Source organism: Candidimonas humi (assembly GCF_019166065.1).
In the GTDB taxonomy this organism is placed as follows: Bacteria; Pseudomonadota; Gammaproteobacteria; order Burkholderiales; family Burkholderiaceae_B; genus Candidimonas; species Candidimonas humi.
Map to the genome: position 1 here is coordinate 296990 of NZ_JAHTBN010000004.1, position 16663 is coordinate 313652.

The 16663-nt window shown below is 64.5% G+C and carries 15 protein-coding genes; 11 read left to right on the plus strand and 4 right to left on the minus strand.

The window, feature by feature from the left end; translation table 11 throughout:
• Window positions 1-486 precede the first annotated feature (486 nt).
• The gene (locus KVP10_RS11970) at window positions 487-1656 is read left to right on the plus strand and encodes a PepSY-associated TM helix domain-containing protein (protein ID WP_217964820.1); all 1170 of its coding nucleotides are present in this window, start codon (window positions 487-489) and stop codon (window positions 1654-1656) included.
• Window positions 1657-1672: 16 nt separating this feature from the next.
• Window positions 1673-1852 carry a hypothetical protein gene (locus KVP10_RS11975; protein ID WP_217964995.1) on the plus strand — a complete coding sequence of 60 codons (180 nt, stop codon included), beginning with the start codon at window positions 1673-1675 and terminating at the stop codon, window positions 1850-1852.
• A 26-nt stretch (window positions 1853-1878) separates the two neighbouring features.
• On the opposite strand, the gene KVP10_RS11980 is transcribed toward KVP10_RS11975, so the two are convergent.
• Complete coding sequence (locus KVP10_RS11980) at window positions 1879-3081, minus strand: MFS transporter (RefSeq protein ID WP_217964821.1); 1203 nt, start codon at window positions 3079-3081, stop codon at window positions 1879-1881.
• A gap of 313 nt (window positions 3082-3394) precedes the next feature.
• Between KVP10_RS11980 and KVP10_RS11985 the strand changes: the two genes are divergently transcribed.
• The 4 genes from KVP10_RS11985 to KVP10_RS12000 all read left to right on the plus strand — a co-directional run bounded on the left by KVP10_RS11985 (window position 3395) and on the right by KVP10_RS12000 (window position 8138).
• Window positions 3395-4075, plus strand: a complete 681-nt coding sequence (locus tag KVP10_RS11985) for a Fe2+-dependent dioxygenase (RefSeq protein WP_217964822.1) — start codon at window positions 3395-3397, stop codon at window positions 4073-4075.
• 214 nt (window positions 4076-4289) lie between these two features.
• Window positions 4290-6566, plus strand: a complete 2277-nt coding sequence (locus tag KVP10_RS11990) for a TonB-dependent receptor (RefSeq protein WP_343218726.1) — start codon at window positions 4290-4292, stop codon at window positions 6564-6566.
• A 192-nt stretch (window positions 6567-6758) separates the two neighbouring features.
• Window positions 6759-7502, plus strand: a complete 744-nt coding sequence (locus tag KVP10_RS11995) for a tetratricopeptide repeat protein (protein ID WP_217964823.1) — start codon at window positions 6759-6761, stop codon at window positions 7500-7502.
• Window positions 7503-7658: 156 nt separating this feature from the next.
• Complete coding sequence (locus tag KVP10_RS12000; protein ID WP_217964824.1) at window positions 7659-8138, plus strand: universal stress protein; 480 nt, start codon at window positions 7659-7661, stop codon at window positions 8136-8138.
• Window positions 8139-8241: 103 nt separating this feature from the next.
• On the opposite strand, the gene KVP10_RS12005 is transcribed toward KVP10_RS12000, so the two are convergent.
• Window positions 8242-8706, minus strand: coding sequence for an Lrp/AsnC family transcriptional regulator (locus KVP10_RS12005; protein ID WP_343218732.1), 465 nt, complete (start codon window positions 8704-8706; stop codon window positions 8242-8244).
• A 285-nt stretch (window positions 8707-8991) separates the two neighbouring features.
• On the opposite strand from KVP10_RS12005, the gene mdeB reads away from it, so the two are divergent.
• The 5 genes from mdeB (at window position 8992) to KVP10_RS12030 (ending at window position 15169) form a co-directional block, all read left to right on the plus strand.
• Window positions 8992-11658, plus strand: a complete 2667-nt coding sequence (gene mdeB / locus KVP10_RS12010) for an alpha-ketoglutarate dehydrogenase (RefSeq protein WP_246600594.1) — start codon at window positions 8992-8994, stop codon at window positions 11656-11658.
• A gap of 154 nt (window positions 11659-11812) precedes the next feature.
• Window positions 11813-12541 carry a cysteate racemase gene (gene cuyB, locus KVP10_RS12015; protein WP_217964827.1) on the plus strand — a complete coding sequence of 243 codons (729 nt, stop codon included), beginning with the start codon at window positions 11813-11815 and terminating at the stop codon, window positions 12539-12541.
• A 126-nt stretch (window positions 12542-12667) separates the two neighbouring features.
• Window positions 12668-13666, plus strand: a complete 999-nt coding sequence (locus tag KVP10_RS12020) for a TRAP transporter substrate-binding protein (protein ID WP_217964828.1) — start codon at window positions 12668-12670, stop codon at window positions 13664-13666.
• Window positions 13667-14034: 368 nt separating this feature from the next.
• Window positions 14035-14295, plus strand: a complete 261-nt coding sequence (gene infA / locus KVP10_RS12025) for a translation initiation factor IF-1 (RefSeq protein ID WP_217964829.1) — start codon at window positions 14035-14037, stop codon at window positions 14293-14295.
• A 271-nt stretch (window positions 14296-14566) separates the two neighbouring features.
• Window positions 14567-15169, plus strand: coding sequence for a heme-binding beta-barrel domain-containing protein (locus tag KVP10_RS12030; RefSeq protein ID WP_217964830.1), 603 nt, complete (start codon window positions 14567-14569; stop codon window positions 15167-15169).
• A gap of 6 nt (window positions 15170-15175) precedes the next feature.
• Here KVP10_RS12030 and KVP10_RS12035 read toward each other — a convergent pair whose 3' ends face one another.
• Together KVP10_RS12035 and KVP10_RS12040 are read right to left on the minus strand one after the other, a co-directional pair.
• Window positions 15176-15556: a hypothetical protein gene (locus KVP10_RS12035; protein WP_217964831.1), complete on the minus strand. Its 381-nt coding sequence runs from the start codon at window positions 15554-15556 to the stop codon at window positions 15176-15178.
• 163 nt (window positions 15557-15719) lie between these two features.
• The gene (locus KVP10_RS12040) at window positions 15720-16646 is read right to left on the minus strand and encodes a LysR family transcriptional regulator (protein ID WP_217964832.1); all 927 of its coding nucleotides are present in this window, start codon (window positions 16644-16646) and stop codon (window positions 15720-15722) included.
• Window positions 16647-16663: the final 17 nt, after the last annotated feature.

Genomic DNA, 16663 nt, shown 5'->3' on the forward strand with positions numbered 1-16663 from the left:
CTCGCGCCGGCGGCATTCGCCCCGGCGCGAGGTCTGCCGCTGCTTCAGCGGCCACACGGCCTGCACGTCCGGTTTGTCTCGCATATCCGGCATGGCCGGGTGTCGCGCCATGCGGCTGGGGTCCGCCCGCCTTGGGTTCATGTGTCTCATGCTTCTGCGACTACCCCCGTGCCAGTGTCTGAGCCCTTGCATCCTTGCATCCCTGCATCCTCAAGCCCTCGCGCCCTCGCGCCCTCGCGCCCTCGCGCCCTCAAGCCAGCAAGCCCTCAAGCCCTCAAGCCCTCAAGCCCTCAAGCCCTCAAGCCCTCAAGCCCTCAAGCCCTCAAGCCCTCAAGCCCTCAAGCCCGGTTTGACACGCGGTTTTTTCTCAAATTAGAATGAAAACGATAATCAATATCTTTTTATTCCAAGGAAGAAAATGGGGCCGAACGGGACCCGCGTCGCGTCGTACGTATCGAAGCCGGCCGCAGCCGGCCGGGGCCGCTCGTGACGGCCGCCACCACTCTCAAGACCTGGTATTGGCTGCACAAATGGAGCAGCCTGGTATGCACGGTGTTCCTGCTGGTGATATGCATCACCGGCCTGCCGCTGGTGTTCCACGACGAGATCGACCAGTGGCTGGACAATGCCAAGCCCTACGCCGTGGTGCCGGCCGACGCGCCGGTGGCGAGCATCGACCCCATGGTGGCCAAGGCCCGCAAGCTTTATCCGGGGCAGGTGATCAATTTCGTATTTGCCGACGACGACGCGCCGCAGGTGCTGGTGGGCATGGCGCCGTCGTTCGCACAGGCCACCACCGACAGCCACACGCTGAAATTCGATGCCCACACCGGCGAACTGCTCAAGGACGGGCGGCCCGGCGAACGCTATACCTTCATGGGCATCATGCTGGCGCTGCACATGGATCTGTACGCCGGCCTGCCGGGCGAGCTGTTCCTGGGCCTCATGGGGCTGCTGTTCGTGATCGCCATCGTATCGGGCGTGATGCTGTACGGGCCCTTCATGAAGAAGCTGGCTTTCGGCACCGTGCGCGCCGGCCGTTCACGGCGCCTGAAATGGCTGGACCTGCATAACCTGCTCGGAGCGGTCACGCTGGGCTGGGGGCTGGTGGTGGGCGTCACCGGCGTCATCAACGAATTGTCGACGCCCATGTTCACCTACTGGCAGAAAACCGACGTCGCCCAGTTGCTCGCGGCCTACAAGAACGCCGAGCCGCCCGCCGTGCTCACTTCGCCGCAGGCGGCACTCGAAACCGCAATGCGCGCCCTGCCGGAGCAGAGTTTCGTCAGCGTGGCGTTTCCGGGCAATCCTTTCGGCGTGCCGCACCATTACATCATCTGGTCCAAGGGCTCCACGCCCTTGCGCTCGCATCTGTTCACCGCCGCCCTGGTCGACGCCGGTACGGGCCAGCTCACTGCCGTGGCGCGTCCTCCCTGGTATCTCGCCGCGCTGGAACTGTCGCGGCCGCTGCATTTCGGCGATTACGGCGGCATGCCGCTGAAAGTGATCTGGGCTTTGCTGGACCTGCTCACCATCGTGGTGCTGGCCAGCGGCCTGTACCTGTGGTTCGCCCGGCGCCGCGCCACCGATGCGCGCGTTGCGGCATTGGCGCGCCAGGCCGCCATCGTGGCGCCGATTCCGGCCAAGGCCTCGTGACGTGTTCCTGACCACCATGACTCTACGCACCCCTTTTCTGCGCGTCTGGGGCGCGCCCCTGCTGATTGCCGCCTTGACCTTGTTCGGCCTGCTGGCGGCGCTGCTGGGCACCGGCGCCTGGCACTGGATGGCCTGGGCGACTCTGGCCGTGCCTGTCGTCGTCGGCTTGCGCTTCTGGGTCGCGCCGCGCGGCTGAAGCCCTGTCTCTGCCGGGCCGCGTCCTCAATACGGACGGATCCGCGCAAGCACGCCCAGTGCGACCAGGCTGCAGGCCGCGGCAGCCATGAACGCTGCGTCGTACCGTCCCGTGGCCGCCACATATGCGGCGAAGACGGCTGGCGCGACGGTATTGGCCAGATAGGCGAACAGCGTCGAGCCGGCCGCGGTTTCGCTCACTCTTTCAGCCGGCGCGCGCCTAGCCATTTCCGCGATCAGCACGCCGTTCCAGCCGGCTGCCGTGCCGCCGGCAGCCACCGCCAGCGGCAGCAGCGCCCATAGCGGCCATGCCGGAGTGCTAAGGGCCAGCAGGGCCGTGGTGGCGGCCGAGCCCACGGCTGCCAGCGACAGGATGAGCCGCGCGGAACCAATGCGGTCGGCCAGCCAGCCGAAGGCGATGCGGCCCGCAACGCCGGCCGCCTGCATGGCGGCGAAGACCAGTCCGGCCACGCCGAGCGAGAAGCCGAGGCGGTCCACCAGATACGCCACCGTGAAAGTGAACCAGCAGCTTTGCGTGGACGACAGCAGGCCGCTCACCGCCGCCAGTTTGCCGGTGTCGTACCCTGCGCGCAGCGAGTGGATCAGAATCGTGGCATTGCGCAGCGACAGCGCCGTGCGCCACGGCAAGGCCGCTCCGGCAGGCTGGTCGGCCTTGCGGCCGAGGCGCCAGGTCGGGGCCGTCATGCCGAACACCAGCAGGGCGGAGACCAGCAGCGCGGCGCGCCATCCGGCCCATTGCGCCAGCAGCGGGATGGCCAGCCCGGCGATCACGCCGCCCAGCGGCACGCCCGCCTGCTTGATCGAGAACACCAGGTTGCGGATCGACGGCGGGCTGAAGCGCTGCAGGATGTCGCTGCCCGCGGGACTGGACACCCCGTAGCCCAGGCCGATCACGAAACTGGCCAGCGCCGCCAGCGCCACGGCAGGCGAAAGAAACAGCGCCATGCTGATCGCGCCCGCGAGCGCGCCCCATTGCACGCTGCGGATGCTGCCGATCCGGTGTATCAGGCCCGAGCCCAACAGCAGAATGAACAGCGAACCTGCGGTATTGATGGCGGCGAGGTAGCCGACCCAGCCCTTGTTCCAGCCGAATTCCTGTATCAACGAAGGCGAGACGATGGGAATGATGCGAGACAGGAACGAGGTCGCGGTTTGCAGGACCAGAATCGCCGCGACGGGAGCGATCCAGGCAGGGATGTCTCTTTTCACTGGGGCGGTGGGTTGGCGTGGGCGGGGGCTTCGGGCTCAAGCATACCCGATGGATCCCTGGCCGACACCGGCGTGCCGAGGCATTTTTGAAATTTTCCTTACATGGTGTTGAAATCGTTGTTGATAATGGTTATCATTGTCATATATATTTATAAAGAAGCCGAAAAAGGGAAATGAAGACGTTCAATGCTGTCCGGCATAGGGCCGGAGCCGCGGCCACAGGCATGTCCGGCGCTCGCGCCAGTGGGGTCGGCCGCGCGTGCAATCCGGCCTCGCGCATCGGCGCACAACACAACGCCGATGGATCGTAGCCGTGCTCGTCGAAATCCCTGAAATCTTCAACGCGCAAGAAGCGCGGGCCATGCGCGAGCAGCTCGAGCAAGCCGAATGGGTCGACGGCCGGGTCACGGCGGGCCATCGTTCGGTGCTGGTCAAGCACAACCGGCAATTGGCCGAAGACCATCCGCTGGCGCGCGAACTGGGGGCGCGCATCATAGAGCGCCTGAGCGCGAACAACCTGTTCATGTCGGCCGCGCTGCCCGAGAAAATCTTCCCGCCGCTGTTCAATCGCTACGAAGCCGGCGAATCCTTCGGCTACCACATCGACAATGCCATCCGCCCCATCAAAGGGACACAGGGGCGCGTGCGCACCGATCTGTCCATGACGCTGTTCCTGTCCGAACCCGGCGACTACGAGGGCGGCGAACTGGTGGTGCAGGACACCTACGGCACGCGGCAAGTCAAGCTGCCGGCAGGCAGCGCCGTGCTGTACCCGGGCACCAGCCTGCACAAGGTCAATCCGGTGGCGCGCGGCGCGCGCATCAGTTCTTTCTTCTGGGTGCAGAGCCTGCTGCGCGAAGACAGCGAGCGCGCCCTGATGCTGCAGCTCGATGTCGCCATCCAGCGCCTGATGCACGACGTGCCGGGGCACGAGTCGCTGGAAGAACTGACCGGCGTCTATCACAACTTATTGCGCAAATGGGCGGACGTATGACTACCGCTCGAGCCTGATGGGGCCGCCGCCCGGATAAGGGCGGGCCCGGCCCGCCGGCTTCTGCTCAAGAGGCCGGGCCCAGGCCGGTCTATGACGTGAACATTGCACGAAGCGTGCTTTCGCTGTGGGGCGTAAGCACGCGGGGCAGTCCTGCGCCTCGGCGCGGGGCCGCCGAAGAAATTTTATTTGCCAAACAAAAGGGAGCAAGCCGAGCATGTCCGACCAGATCCACCCCCCATCCTCTTTGCGCGCCTACGGCGCCGGCAGCTTGGCTACGGCCTTGGCCACGCCGGCCCTGTTCATGAGCTCTTTCGCGGCCATGGCGCAGTCCACCGGCACGGACAACGTATCGCAGCTCGCTCCGGTGCAGGTACAGGGAAACATGCCGCAAGGCTACGATGTCAAGCAGTCTGCGTCGGAAAAATTCACCGCACCGCTGCTCGATACCCCGAAGTCGGTACAGGTCATTCCGCAGGAGCTCATCCAGGACCAGGCGGCGTCCTCCCTGACCGACGTGCTGCGCAATTCCCCGGGCATTACCTTCGGCGCGGGCGAGGGCGGCAATCCGCTCGGCGACCGGCCCTTCATCCGCGGCTATGACGCGCAGTCCAGCACCTATATCGACGGCATGCGCGACATAGGCTCGACCTCGCGCGAAATCTTCAATCTCGAACAGGTCGAGGTCGTGAAAGGTTCCGATGGCGCCTACGGCGGCCGCGGCGGCGCCGGCGGCAGCATCAATCTCATCAGCAAGACCGCCAAGAGCCGCGATTTCACCGACGTCAACCTGGGCCTGGGCACCGACAACTACTATCGCGGCACGATCGACAGCAACTGGCGCCTGTCCGACACCACTGCCTTCCGCCTGAACGCCATGTATCACGACGCCGACGTGGCCGGCCGCGACATGGTGCACAACGGCCGCTGGGGCGTAGCGCCCACCATCACCTTCGGCATGCACACGCCCACGCGCGTCACGCTCAGCTACTATCATCTGCAGACCGACGACCTTCCCGACAGCGGCATTCCGTATGCCTATCCCAGCACCAAGGTCAAGCGCGACGGCAGCTACATGGGCATTACCGAGACCGGCCCGGCCAACGTGGACCGCAACAACTTCTACGGCCTGAGCAGTGACTACCGCCGCACTGACAGCGACATGGCCACCGTGCGCGTCGAGCACGACTTCGCCGACAACCTGACCCTGCGCAACACCAGCCGCTACACTTATTCCTCGCAGCGCTATGTCTGGACGCAGCCCGACGACAGCCAGGGCAATGTGCTCAATGGCAAGGTCTGGCGCCGCGCCAATACCCGCGACAGCGAAGTGAAGTCGCTGGCCAACCAGACCGAGCTCTACGGCAAATTCAACACCGGCACGCTCAGGCACAGCTTCAATGCCGGGGTCGAGATCTCGCAAGAGAAGAGCGACAAGGATTCCCTGAACGTGAATCGCGCCACCGGGGCCATATGCTCAGCCGGCATAGGCGCGGCTTCCGCCTACAACTGCACCAGCCTGTACAACCCGAATCCCAACGATCCCTGGAGAAACACGCTCAATGGCGGGCCGGCGGGGGCCAACAGCAAGTCCGAGGCCACCACCAAGTCGCTCTATGCCTTCGACACTCTCGAATTCAACAAGCACTGGCAAGCCGGCCTGGGCCTGCGGCTGGACGACTATTCCACCAAGTACACGAATACCCCGGCCAACGGCTCGACGGTCGTGCGCCGCCACGACACGCTGTGGAACTACCAACTGGGCCTGGTCTACAAGCCGGTGGACAATGGCGCGTTCTACGTCTCGTACGCGACTTCCTCCACGCCCGCCAACGCCTCGCTGGGCGAGGGCAGCGAAAGCCAGGGCCTGATTCCGGGCCGCGGCGGGGTGGGCGTGAACGCCGCCGACATGGCGCCGGAAAAGAACCGGACGTATGAGATCGGCACCAAGTGGGACGTGCTCAACAAGAGCGTGAGCCTGACGGCCGCGGTGTTCCGCACCGAGACCGTGAACGCGCGCATCACTTTGCCTGACGGCGACTACGCCATGGCCGGCCGTAAACAGGTCGACGGCCTGGAACTCGGCATCACGGGCGCCATCACGCCCAAGTGGAATGTCTACGGCGGCTATACCTATCTGCATAGCAAGATCAAGGATGACGGCGTGGCCACCGACGAAGGCAACCGTTTCCCGAACACGCCCGAGAACAGCTTCAGCCTCTGGAGCACATACAAGGTCATGCCCAAGCTGACACTGGGCGCCGGCGCATACTACGTGGGCAAGCAGTACGGCAACGCGGCCAACACCAACTACATTCCTTCGTACTGGCGTTTCGACGCCATGGCCGGCTACCGCATCAACAAGCACGTCGGCGTGCAGCTCAATGTGTTCAACGTCTTCAACAAGACATACTACGACCAGGCTTATGCGGCGCACTACGCCAGCATCGCGCCGGGACGTTCGGCGATCCTGAACGTCAGCCTGTCGTATTGATGCGGCGATAACCGGGACTGCACTGGCGCGGGCCTTGCCGTAAAAGGAGGGCGCTCGCCGGGCCCGCCATCATGCGATGGCGGGCTTTCGTCCGCCGCGCATGTCTCGTCGATGGGGGCCGCCGGCGGCGCATGCCGCCTGGCTGTCTTTCGCCGCTGGGCGTCGGGCTCCGCAATCGAAATATTCACGATCATGGAAACAATCAGCACACAGCAGTTCAACCAGGCCGGCGCCGAGGATTTCGCCCGTATCCTGGCCGGCCCCGCCCACGAGGCGCTGCCCTGGCTGGCGACCGCGGCCGAGCACGGCGTGGCCGAGGCGCAGTTTCATTACGGCCAGTGGCTGTTGCAGGGCAAGGGCGCGCCGCGCGATCCGGAGCAGGCGGTCCCATGGCTGCGCAAGGCCGCCGACACCGGCCATGTCCACGCCATGAACCTGTTGGGGCGCTGCTACGAGAACGCCTGGGGCATCGAGCACGACATGATGCTCGCGACCTACTGGTTCCGCCGCGCCGCCGAGCGCGGCCTGGACTGGGGCATGTACAACTACGCTACATCGCTGGCGCTGGGGCGCGGCCTGAAGACCGACCGCGCGCAGGCGCTGCAGTGGTTTCGCCGGGCGGCCGATGCCGGGCATATAAAGTCATTGAACATGCTCGGCGGCTTCTACGAAGACGGCTGGGAAGTCGAGGCCGACGAGGCCGCCGCGTTCGACTATTACCGCCGCGCCGCCGAAGGGGGCGACTTCCGCGGCCAGTTCAACTACGCCCGGCTGCTTGCGGCGCGCGGCCATGTCGATCTGGCGGCGCAATGGATGCGGCGCGTACCCGAGACCGCCACGCCGGCCTTCTGGGCCCAGGCCTGCGAATTCCTGGCCGGCATGCCGCAGCAGGAACTGAGAGCGCTGGCGGCCACGTTGCCGCGGCACCTCGATTGATCGCTTCAGCCCCAGGCGGCCCGCGGCCCATGGAGCGCCGGGCTCCCGCTTTGATCTGCCTCAATGAGACGCGGGCATTGCAAGCGTAAACTGTGCGCACGGCCCTGGTCGGACGCCATGTCCGTATCGGGAACTTGAAACCAGACGGCACTCATCATGTACAGCAAAATACTCGTAGCTCTAGACGGTAGTGAAACCTCATCCTATGCGTTGGAAGCCGCCATCCTGCTGGCAGCCCCCTTGCGGGCGAGCCTGGACCCCGTGTATGTGGTGAGCCTGCCGATCGATTACAGCGGCTTTCCTGTCTATGACGTCGACTCCTTGCGCGACAGCCTGCTCGAGGAAGGCCGCAGGCTTACCTCCGATGCCGTGAAAAAGATCAAGGCGGCCGGCGTCGACAGCACCGCGCAAGTGGTCGAGACTGCTGTGCTCGAAGACGTCGCGACCCGGATCGTCGCCACTGCCGCCGAACTGGAGGCCGATCTCGTCGTGCTGGGCACGCACGGCCGCCGCGGCTTCCGCAGGCTGGTGCTGGGCAGCGTGGCCGAACACACCGCCAGGCTAGCGACCCGCCCGGTCATGCTGGTGCCGAATCCGCAGGCGGATCAGGCCGGCGCATCCGAGGGCAAGGAATAAATAGCGCGACTCCATTCGCGATTTCCGCCGCCTGTAACACTCGAGCGGCAGGTGGTCAGGGCGGGTCCGTGCTTGCCCCGTGCCCATGCGCACGGGGCTTCCGTCACTTCTTGAGCGGCAGCGCCGTCTTGTACGACACCTGCTTCAGCGCGAAGCTGGAGCGTATCTTGTCGATGCCCGGAATCGATGTCAGGTGCTCGAGGATGAAGTGCTCGAGCGCGGCGATGTCCACTACCGCCACCCGGATCAGGTAGTCCTCGTTGCCGGTCATCAGGTAGCACTCCATGACCTCGTCGTGCTCGGCGATACGCCGCTCGAAGTCGGCCAGCGCTTGCCTGTCTTGCGACTTCAGGCTGATGGAAATAAAGACATTCAGGCCCAGGCCCAGCGCGGCCGCGTCGGCCAGCGCCACATAGCGGGTGATGATGCCCGCGGCTTCCAGCGCCTTGACCCGCGCCAGGCATGGCGATGGAGACAGATGGATGCGGCGGGCGAGCTCGACATTGCTGAGCGAGGCGTCGCGCTGCAATTCGTCCAGGATTTTCAGATCTATGGCATCGAGCATGATGTTCTTGATATTTTTGGATTTACAGAATTTTATGCTGTATCAGAACTAATTAGCCATAGATTTCGAAACCAAATATGCCTGTGGCTAGCGCAAAATAGGCACTACGCGTGTCAAGCAGCGTGTCCGGCGCACATAGTGGGGCCGGGCTCGCTAAGCGCCGGAGGCTGCGGCCCGCCCGACGGGGGTGGATCCGTCGGCAGGGCCGGGGGTACCAGCGCCCCGGTATGCCTCCGGCCTGCGCGCGGCCCATCCGTTTCCATGCTTTTCCGGTAGCCTGCCATGCTCATGAACCTGTCCGGCCACGACCAGGCCGCCCTGGATATCGATCCCGAAGAAACCGTCGAATGGCGCGAGGCCTTCCAGGCCTTGCTGGATTCCTGGGGCCCGGCGCGCGGAGTCTTCATCCTGCAGGAACTGCACCGCATGGCGCGCGAGGCGCGCCTGGGCTGGACGCCCGGCGGCGAGACTGCGTACGTCAATACCATAGCGGCCGAAGACGAGCCCGATTTTCCCGGCGACCTGGACCTGGAACAAAGGCTGGCCGCCCTCATGCGCTGGAACGCGGTGGCCATGGTCATGCGCGCCAATGCCGCCTATGGCGAACTCGGCGGCCATATCGCCAGCTACGCCAGCGCCGCGGACTTGTTCGAAGTCGGCTTCAATCATTTTTTCCGGGCCTCGGGCGACGACGGCGCGGGGCGCGGCGACCTGGTCTTCTTCCAGCCCCATAGCGCGCCCGGCGTCTATGCCCGCGCGTTCCTAGAAGGGCGCCTGGAACAGGCGGACCTGGCGCATTACCGCCAGGAATTGCGCGGCCCCAAAGAGGGCGCGCGAGGCCTGTCCAGTTATCCGCATCCGTATCTGATGCCAGACTTCTGGCAGTTCCCCACCGGCTCCATGGGCATAGGGCCCATCAGCTCCATCTACCACGCGCGCTTCATGCGCTACCTGACGCATCGCAAGCTGCTGGATTGCGGCGGACGCAAGGTATGGGGCGTGTTCGGCGACGGCGAGATGGACGAGCCGGAATCCATGAGCGCCTTGACGCTGGCGGCGCGCGAGGGCCTGGACAACCTCGTCTGGGTGGTGAACTGCAACCTGCAGCGCCTGGACGGGCCGGTGCGCGGCAACGGCCAGGTCATCGGCGAGCTCGAGAAACTGTTCCGCGGCGCCGGCTGGAACGTCATCAAGGTATTGTGGGGCAGCGACTGGGATGGCCTGTTCGCCCGCGACCTCGGCGGCGCGCTGGCGCGGGCCCTGTCGCAAACCGTCGATGGCCAGATGCAGACTTTTGCCGCCAACGACGGGCGCTACAACCGCGAGAACTTCTTCGGCCAGGACGAGGCGCTCGCGCGCCTGGTGCAGGGCCTGACCGATGCACAGATCGACCAGTTGCGCCGCGGCGGCCACGACCTGGTGAAGATCCATGCCGCCTATGCGGCCGCACAGCGGCATCGCGGCCAGCCCACGGTCATCCTGGCCCATACCAAGAAGGGCTACGGCATGGGCAGCGCCGGCCAGGGGCGCATGACCACCCATTCGCACAAGAAATTCGACGAGCACGATCTGCTGGCCTTCCGCGACCGCTTCGGCCTGCCGCTGGACGACGAGCAGGTGCGGCGCCTGGATTTCTACAAGCCCGCGGACGACAGCCCCGAGTTGCGCTACCTGCACGCGCGCCGCCGGGAGCTCGGCGGCTACCTGCCGGCCCGCCGCACCGACGCCGCGCACGTGGAAATCCCGGACATGCGCGGCTATGCGCGCTTCGCACTGGAATCCGACGGCCGCGCCATGTCCACGACCATGGCCTTCGTGCGCATGCTGGGCGGCCTGCTGAAGGACCAGGCCTTGGGGCCGCGCATCGTGCCCATCGTGGCCGACGAGGCGCGCACCTTCGGCATGGCCAATCTGTTCAAGCAGGTGGGCATTTATTCCAGCGTGGGCCAGCGCTACCAGCCCGAGGACATAGGCTCCATGCTCAGCTACCGCGAGGCGAGCGACGGGCAGATCCTGGAAGAGGGCATCAGCGAGGCGGGCGCGATTTCAAGCTGGGTGGCCGCCGCCACCAGCTACAGTGTGCACGGCCTGGCCATGCTGCCCTTCTACATCTATTACTCCATGTTCGGCTTCCAGCGCGTCGGCGACTTGATCTGGGCGGCGGCGGACCAGCGGCCGCGCGGCTTCCTGATCGGCGCGACCGCGGGCCGCAGCACACTGGCCGGCGAGGGCTTGCAGCACCAGGACGGCAGCAGCCACCTGCATGCGGCGACCATAGCCAATTGCCGTGCCTACGACCCCGCTTTCGCCTGCGAGCTCGCGGTCATCGTCGATCGCGGTATGCGCGAAATGATGGACGAGCAGCAGGATGTCTTCTACTACATTACCGTGATGAACGAGAACTACGCGCAGCCGGCGCTGGCCGAAGGCGCCGCCGCCGCGATACTGCGCGGCGGTTACCGCTATGCGGCTTACGGGGACGAGCATGCCGAGGGTGGGGCGCTCCGGGGCGTATCCGGCTCGACCGGATCGCCGGCCCCGCGCGTCACCCTGCTGGGCTCGGGCGCCATCCTGCCGGAAGTGATCAAGGCCGCCGAGGCCTTGGCGCAAGAGGGCATCGCCAGCGACGTCCTGAGCATCACAAGCTGGAGCGAACTGGCGCGCGAAGGGCGCAGTTGCATACAGGCCTCGCTGCATGGCGCAGAGGCCGCCGGCACGCCGCACATCACGCAATTGCTGGAGCAATGCGCCGGCCCCATCGTCGCCGCCACCGACTACGTCCATGCCGTGCCCGAGTCCATCCGCGCCTACGTGCCGCAAGGGCGGCGCTACATCACCTTGGGCACGGACGGTTTCGGCCGCAGCGACACCCGGGCCGAACTGCGCCGCCATTTCGGCATCGATGCGCAGTCCATCGCCGAGGCGGCGCGGGCGGGCTTGCGGCAGCCGGGTTAGGATTACGATATTCCCGCGCCGGTCCGGGGCCGTTTTCTTGCGGCTCCCCGGCGCATCCCCGGCCGGCGGCGAGCCCGTCCCATGGCATTGCGCACCCGTATCGAGAGGCCTGCGGGCTGGCCGGGCCGCAGGCGTCCGAGCATAGGCACAGACAATGATCGAGAACAGATTCCAGGGCCGTTTCCTGGGCGTCCTGGGCGGCATGGGGCCCTTGGCCGGCGCCTTCTTCATGACGCGCCTGGTGGCGCTGACCGAAGCCGAGCGCGACCAGCAGCACATGCCGGCCGTATTGTGGAACGACCCTCGCATACCGGATCGCCTGGCGGCGTGTTTCGGCAATGGCGAAGACCCGCTGCCCTGGATGCAGAACGGCATAGACCGGCTGGTAGGCATGGGAGCCGGGGCGATCGCCATTCCTTGCAACACGGCGCATATCTGGTACGAGCGCCTGGCCGCCGCCACGCCGGTGCCCGTGCTGCATATCGTGCAATCGGTGCTTAACGCCTTGCGCCGGCGCGGTGTCGATCGGGGGCGCATAGGCCTGATGGGTACCTCGGCGACCCTCGGGCTGGGGCTCTACCAGCGGGCGCTGCAGGCGCAAGGCTACGAATGCGTGGTCCCTTCCGCAGAAGAGATCGAGCGCTATTGCACGCCCTGCATCGCGCTGGTCAAGACCAACCGCATCGAACAGTCGCTGGCGCCGGCGCTGGAGTGCATACGGTTGCTGCGCGACCGCGGCATCGATGCGCTGGTGCTGGGGTGCACCGAGCTGCCGCTGGCGCTACCCGAACCGCAGCGCCTGGCGCTGGGGCTGCCCGTCGTGGATTCCGTCGATGCCCTGGCCATCGACGCGCTGTCCTGGTATCGCTCGGAAAGCGCCTGAAATCGCTGCGGGGGCCGGCATGGCCGCCGCCGGCCCGATCGGGCTCAGGGTTTCCCATGGTTTCGGTATGCGGGGCGGTACGGGAAAATTTCCCCACACCACTTCAAAACACCAGGGGAAGCCAGCATGAAAGCCAGCAAATGCCGCTACGCGGCCGCCAGTGCAGTCCTGTTTTCCGTTGTCGCCTTGCCCTGGGCCCAGGCCCAGCAGACCACTTTGCAGTTGATCAATGAATATCCGTCGACCTCGATCACGGCGGCGGCCGACCTGCAGTTTGCCGCCGCGGTCGGCAAGCAGTCCAAGGGCCGCATCGAGATCGAGACCCTGCAAGAAAAGAACGACCCGTACAAGGGCGTGGCGCAGGTGACTGCCGTCACCGAAGGCAAGACCCAGATGGGCACCTTGTTCGGCGGCATCCTGGGCGGCAAGGATTCCTTGTTCCTGCTTTCGTCCCTGCCGTTCGCGGCCCGCGACTTCAAGCAGGCCAAGGCCTTGTACACCTGCGCCGAACCGGCGCTGCAAGAGCATGTCAAGGCCTTGGGGGCGCACCTGCTGTATGTCACGCCTTGGCCGCCTTCGGGCATCTGGTCGGTGCGGCCACTGAAGAGCGTCGACGACGTCAAGGCGCTCAAGATCCGGACTTACGATGCGACCAGCAAATCGGTGTTCGAGCGCCTGGGCGCGCAAAGCGTGGCCTTGCCTTACTCGGCGCTGGCCGCGAAGCTGGCGGCCGGGGATGTGAACGCGGTGCTTACATCCGGCGACGGCGGGGCCGGCCGCAAGTTGTGGGACCATTTGCCCAATTTCACGGCGGTCAGCTATTCGATTCCGCTCAGCTACACCATCATCAATGCCGAAGCATGGAACAAGCTGGGCAAAGACGACCAGGCGATACTCACCAGCGCGGCGCAGCAAGTGGCCGCTGCGTCGTGGGCCGGCGTCGAGCAGCGCATCGCGGCCAACTATGCCCGTATGCGCGAGCACAAGATGACGCTCGACACCACGCCGCCCGAGGCGATCATGGCGGCCCTGAAGCAGGCCGGCGCCGATGAAACCAAGGCATGGCTGGAAAAAAACAAGCTGTCCGAAAAAGACGCGGCCTGCCTCTCTAAGGCCGGCTCCTGATCGCGGCCCGACACTCCGGATATGGCCTGGCGAGGGGATCGGTGGTATAGTCTATAAGCTTTCCGGCACGAAATCGAGCCATGTGCTTTCGTGCAGGGCCCTAGCGTCGTTCTCCCTCCTTTGCCAGATTTATTCGGCTATTTCGATAGCGCTTTTTTCTGGCTGCCCCTCGTTCGCAGCGCATATTCCTGTGAACCAGCCGCTGGACAGAGTTCACCTGTCGCACGCGCCTGGCGCGTCATCCCGCCAAGTCTACGGCTTCTTCCTTGAAGCCGGTATTTCCTCGTGGCCGAAGCACTTGGCTATATCGACGCCCGAGGCGCGCGGCAGTTCCTTGCCTTGTTTTTTATAAATCAGGAGTAATTCATTTGCCTAAAGAAGAGCTTATTGAAATGCGCGGTGTCGTCGACGAAGTCCTGCCCGATTCGCGTTTTCGTGTGACATTGCAAAACGGCCATGCGCTGATCGCCTACACGGGCGGCAAGATGCGCAAGCACCACATCCGTATCCTGGCCGGAGATGACGTGTCGCTGGAGCTTTCTCCGTATGACCTGAGCAAAGGCCGTATTACGTTTCGCCATCTCAAGGAACGAGGCCCCGGGCCTGCGTCCCGTTCGGCGCGCCGTTGATTTTCTGCGCCGCCGGCTCGAAAGGCCCTGCGGCAAGCCGCATGTAGTTCGTTACCGGACAGGCCGGAAAGGCGCCGATCGCCTGCCGATGCGCTCGCGCAGGGTCTTCGGCCGCCCTGGCGGCATGCGGCATCTTGTCGGCCCGCTTGCCGCCGGCGTGACAGCCCAGCGATAGCCTTAAGGCAATCGCTGCGATAAACAGAATGAATTGGCTGTTTCAAATTGACAGGATTACCGTGACAGCTCCTATATTTAGAATAAGGAGCTAGTCATGTCAGAAATTCTAGGGCCTCAAAGACTCGGCCCATTGACTCCGCTGGTCGGGGAATGGGAAGGCAACGACGGCATAGACCTGTCCTATCACAACGACGACGACATTACCGGCCAGACCACTTATTTCGAGAAGGCCAAGTTCACGCCCATACCCAAGCAGGAAAACGGCCAGCAGAAACTCGAAGGCCTGAAATACGAAATGACGGCATGGCGCCACGGCGAAGAGGCGATGATCCCGTTCCATGACGAAGTGGGCTTCCTGCTGTGGGACAAGGCCGATGGCCAGGTGATACGCACCGTGGTGTTCGGGCGCGGTATCGCGATTCAGGCCGGCGCCACCGCCAAGGACCGCGACAAAGTGCTGCGTTTCAAGGCCGACCCGGGCGAGCCCTGTTATGGCATCTTGCAGAACAAGTATCTGCTGCGCCGCGCCGAACTGCAGGGTTTCACCAGCACTTTCACGTTCAACGACGACGGCACGTTCACCCACGAATCGGATCTGGTCCTCAAGCTTGCCGCTACCGGCCAGGTGATGCATCACACCGACAAGAGCGTCCTGCACCGCGTTAAGCGCTATCACCCCAGCGCAGAAACCGCCTGATATTCCTTATCTGTCACGTGCCCGACCGCCTACGGTCGCGGCTAGGCTCGCGACAAAGGCACCGATCAGCAGCGAGGCGAATGCCCACAATGAAAAGGCTGCGGCTGCCTTGCGGGCGGTATCTGCCGCTACGCGAGCCTGTTGCTCTGCCTGCCTGGCCTGATCGCTGATTCGCGTGAGCCGTTGTTGGGCGACCGCCTGGTCGACGCTGGCACGTTGCGCGATCAGTTTGACCAGATAGGGCCGATCCTGCTCCGTCACCCTGCCATGCTCGATGCTGCGCGCCAGTATCATGCGCGTTTCGTTGTGCGCATCGCTCCCGTTCATGCCCCGTGAAGGATCGTCCGGCCGCAGCAAGGCATCGGCGTAATAATCCAACGGCGACATACGCATACCCTCGCGCGTAGACTGGCCGGCGAGAGTTGCGCCGACCCCTGCGCCTGCGCGTTGCCATGGAGACATCGAAAGCAAGCCGAGTCCGCTACCTCCTGTAATCAGCATGGCCGACACCGCAGCCATAACGGGCTACATCCTCCGGTGGCCGTCGGTTTCAATCCGACGACGGCCAATGTGCGCCCGTGTGTCCGGGGCGCTGGAGTCTCTCTATCAGCAGCTCCCTGAATTTCTCTGCCGCAGGCGACAAGGTCTGGCCGGCTCGGCGATAGATGCCGACCTGGCGTGTTGGCCGGGGCTGCCCGATGGGCCGATAGGTCAGCCCCTTCATGTTCAGTTCGGGAAGGGCGACTCTCGGAATGAGGGTAACGCCCAGGTTAGCCCGAGCCATGTTGAGCGCGGTGGTCATGTTCAGGGTTTCGTATTCCGCACTCTTTCCTTCCGCGAATTCCCGCAGGTTGGCGCGGACGATTTCGTTGATGATCGAACTGGCCGAGACCAGAACCACGGGCTGGGTAGAGAATCGCCGCCATTCGATCCGCTTTCTCCGAGCAAGGGCGTGATGTTCCCGCATTACGCACACCAATTCGTCAATGAATAATTCCTCGAACGACAAGGTGGGCGCGGAAGCGTTATAGGTGCAAATCGCCAGCTCTACTTCGTGCTGCGTCAATTGTCCGATGATGTGGGCATTGTGATTCTCGCGCACTTGTATTGCGACGCCCGGGTACAGGTCCGAGAACTGAGCCAGGCTTTCCACGAACACCCCGCCTGCGAGAGAGGGCAGCACGCCGATGGCGAGCTGGCCTTGTTCCAGCCGCGCGAGAGCCTGAGCGTTGCGGCGGATTCCATTGAGATCCGATATGGCTTGCCGCATCTGCGCGAGCAACTGTTGCGCGGACAGTGTGAGGTTGACGCGCCGGGTGGTGCGGTCGATCAGCTTGAGCCCCAGCGTATTTTCAAGGTCTCGCAGCATTTGCGAAAAGGCGGGCTGCGTCATGCCGATTTTTTCCGCCGCGCGCGAGAACGATAGCGTGTCGGCAATGGCAAGAAAGCCTTCGATTTGGCGTACCCGTATATTCATACTGGAAACCTATAAAT

Bases quoted from the DNA above. Each gene is read 5' to 3' on its own strand.
- KVP10_RS11975 (WP_217964995.1), top strand. From the start codon at position 1,673: ATGACTCTACGCACCCCTTTTCTGCGCGTCTGGGGCGCGCCCCTGCTG.
- KVP10_RS11990 (WP_343218726.1), top strand. From the start codon at position 4,290: ATGTCCGACCAGATCCACCCCCCATCCTCTTTGCGCGCCTACGGCGCC.
- KVP10_RS11995 (WP_217964823.1), top strand. From the start codon at position 6,759: ATGGAAACAATCAGCACACAGCAGTTCAACCAGGCCGGCGCCGAGGAT.
- KVP10_RS12000 (WP_217964824.1), top strand. From the start codon at position 7,659: ATGTACAGCAAAATACTCGTAGCTCTAGACGGTAGTGAAACCTCATCC.
- mdeB (WP_246600594.1), top strand. From the start codon at position 8,992: ATGAACCTGTCCGGCCACGACCAGGCCGCCCTGGATATCGATCCCGAA.
- cuyB (WP_217964827.1), top strand. From the start codon at position 11,813: ATGATCGAGAACAGATTCCAGGGCCGTTTCCTGGGCGTCCTGGGCGGC.
- KVP10_RS12020 (WP_217964828.1), top strand. From the start codon at position 12,668: ATGAAAGCCAGCAAATGCCGCTACGCGGCCGCCAGTGCAGTCCTGTTT.
- KVP10_RS12030 (WP_217964830.1), top strand. From the start codon at position 14,567: ATGTCAGAAATTCTAGGGCCTCAAAGACTCGGCCCATTGACTCCGCTG.
- KVP10_RS12035 (WP_217964831.1), bottom strand. From the start codon at position 15,556: ATGTCGCCGTTGGATTATTACGCCGATGCCTTGCTGCGGCCGGACGAT.
- KVP10_RS12040 (WP_217964832.1), bottom strand. From the start codon at position 16,646: ATGAATATACGGGTACGCCAAATCGAAGGCTTTCTTGCCATTGCCGAC.